Annotated in this window: 3 protein-coding genes; all 3 read right to left on the reverse strand. The window is 39.2% G+C overall.

The features are described from left to right. Positions 1-166: 166 nt before the first annotated feature. On the reverse strand, positions 167-748 hold the full coding sequence (locus S2091_RS23665) for a hypothetical protein (RefSeq protein WP_105534437.1): 582 nt from the start codon (positions 746-748) through the stop codon (positions 167-169). A gap of 11 nt (positions 749-759) precedes the next feature. Next, positions 760-1,440 carry an RHS repeat-associated core domain-containing protein gene (locus S2091_RS23670; RefSeq protein WP_105534438.1) on the reverse strand — a complete coding sequence of 227 codons (681 nt, stop codon included), beginning with the start codon at positions 1,438-1,440 and terminating at the stop codon, positions 760-762. Positions 1,441-1,884: 444 nt separating this feature from the next. Further along, complete coding sequence (locus tag S2091_RS24840) at positions 1,885-2,409, reverse strand: RHS repeat-associated core domain-containing protein (RefSeq protein ID WP_207769801.1); 525 nt, start codon at positions 2,407-2,409, stop codon at positions 1,885-1,887. Positions 2,410-2,492: the final 83 nt, after the last annotated feature.

Genomic DNA, 2,492 nt, shown 5'->3' on the forward strand with positions numbered 1-2,492 from the left:
TGACGCGCGTATTACATCAGGGCCAGAGCAAAAAACCGCTCATCTATCAGGCCGTATAGATACACGCAAGCTTACCTACTGGTTGAAATCAAATTCTTCTTGCAAAACGGGTGGAGTCCATAGATACTGCGTTGTATGCGAGCTACATACCAACCGCACAGTCAAATTAAAATATACGGAAGCCAATTAAACTTAAAATCAATCCAGTTAATATCAACACAAAAGATAAAATAATTCCTACATTAAAGACTAATGGCAATAATTTATTTCCAATGTGTTTTTTAGAACTACGCCAAGCGCCCACCGCTGAGCATATATACAGACCAAAGATTGCTATATAAAACGCACTATTTCTTATGATCAGTCCCACACCATTTGACGCAAAATTTAAAAATAAAACCTGCCCTAAAAATATTACTAAGATTGTGCTTATAAATAAAAATATAAATACTCGCGACAAAGGCATTGCGCCTATCCATAGCGCTTTAAAACCATAAGTCTCATCAACAGTTTTTTTCTTTACATTTTCATTCGTATTTTTATCGGTGTATTTTGTTGACTGTAATATTAAAACCAACATAGGTATAAAAAAAACGATATCAAAAATAATTGATTTCACTTCTTTTGAATATCCAATCAATTTATCGAATAAAAATACATTCCAAAATTCTCTAAAGCCAAAGCCATAAAGTATTATTAGCAAAAGGCATAGTATCCATTTTGTACGATTTGACAACGACTTAAACATAAAAAATTCTCTTATTTCTTATCACAAGTACAAATTTGAGATTTGAGTAGGTCATTTATAAAATCTTGAGTAAGGCCTGCAGCTAAACCTCCCAAAAATCCATACCCAGCTCCCAATATGGGATTAACATTATTTCCAATTGGAGCTTTCATTAGCAAACCAGTTATTAATCCTCCAACTGTACCGCCAAGAGCACCTCCTGACGTATTTTCAGTTCCAGTTTGAGTAGCAGTGCTTGCAAGCCCGTTAATTAAAAATCCAGCGATACCATTGCCTATTATTCCAGGAACACCACCACCACCTTTAGCAGCATATCCTATTCCGCCAGCAGTTCCTGCAACAACGTTCCCAGAAATTCCTGTATCTGAAGAGATATAACCAGCAATCCCACCAACAACTCCTGTTAACACTCCGACTTGCCATTTACCACCACTGCCAATATACCCACCAACAAAACCACCAAGCCCAGCAGAAATGGCATCAGCTTGTGCTTGAGTAATACACAATCCAAAAGGATCATCAAAACTTAAAGGATTCCCGCCAACATAGCCATAAGTACTAATTCCTCCACCTAAGCCTAACGGATCAGATTCGATATAACGCCCACTGTTTGGGTCGTAATTTCGATAGTAGTTTTGGTGGAGATTGGTCTCTGCATCAAGTGAGCTGCCCGACGCACTTTTACCGTACATGGAGGCGTTTTCCCTATATACCGTAACGGTTTGCGCAGAATTAAAGAAGTCACTTCCCCTGTTTTTTATAAAATTTTCCTAGGTACACTTTTTTGATTTGCAATTAATTATTCAATGTTTTATTTCGCGTGACGGTGTTATACGGCGCAATGCGCCGATAACTTTTATCTATCCTGAATTAATTCCACAGGATATTTTTCCATATTGAAATAATATTGAAATACTGTCGATCCATAAGCAAAATATAGCAAAATTACGCCAGCCGTAATAAAGCATACTGCTAAGGCATAGCGAACAAATTTCGGAGCATTTCCAACCTTCTTCAAAATCTGACTAGTTCCTAGCGGATAGCATATTAAATATGCCATTAATATAGACAAAATCGAGCCAGCAGCGTATAGCATTCCGAACCAGCAAGTGAAAAATGCGATTATCCAATCCAATTTACATTCCTCCAAGTTTGCATCCACATGGTTCACCTCTACTTTTTTTGCTTTGCAGAAAATCGGTCATGGCATGGTCAATCATTGCGCGTTCTTTTAGATACTCCTCGCGATTAATTCTACTCTGCTCAGGTGTTGGGCTGCCACCAAATATGCCCTTAGTAGGCCTCTTATCCCAAGACTTATTGATATCGTCTGCGACCGATTTCGGAATGTATTTGACAAAGTCTAAAATGTCCTTATCCGAACACTTTGACAATTCTAGATTAAGTTCTGCCGCCTTTTCTCGAACGAAAGACACAATCTTTGAATTGGGGATGTAACCAGGCACCTCCACAAGCCCGGTCGGGTCAACATACGAAAATGGATTCGCACTTACATAACCATAAGTACTGATACCACCGCCTAGTCCTATAGGATCACTTTCCACATAGCGCCCCGTCGATGGGTCGTAGTCCCTGTAGTAGTTGTAGTGCAAATTGGTCTCTGCATCAAGTGAGCTGCCCGACGCACTTTTACCGTACACGGAGGCGTTTTCCCTATATGCCGTAACGGTTTGCGCGGAATTGTAGAAGGCTCTTCCCCTGTTTCAATAAAAAATTTTCCAGA

The organism is Solimicrobium silvestre (genome assembly GCF_002976435.1).
Classification (GTDB): domain Bacteria; phylum Pseudomonadota; class Gammaproteobacteria; order Burkholderiales; family Burkholderiaceae_D; genus Solimicrobium; species Solimicrobium silvestre.

Bases quoted from the DNA above. Each gene is read 5' to 3' on its own strand.
- S2091_RS23665 (WP_105534437.1), bottom strand. From the start codon at position 748: ATGTTTAAGTCGTTGTCAAATCGTACAAAATGGATACTATGCCTTTTG.
- S2091_RS23670 (WP_105534438.1), bottom strand. From the start codon at position 1,440: ATGTACGGTAAAAGTGCGTCGGGCAGCTCACTTGATGCAGAGACCAAT.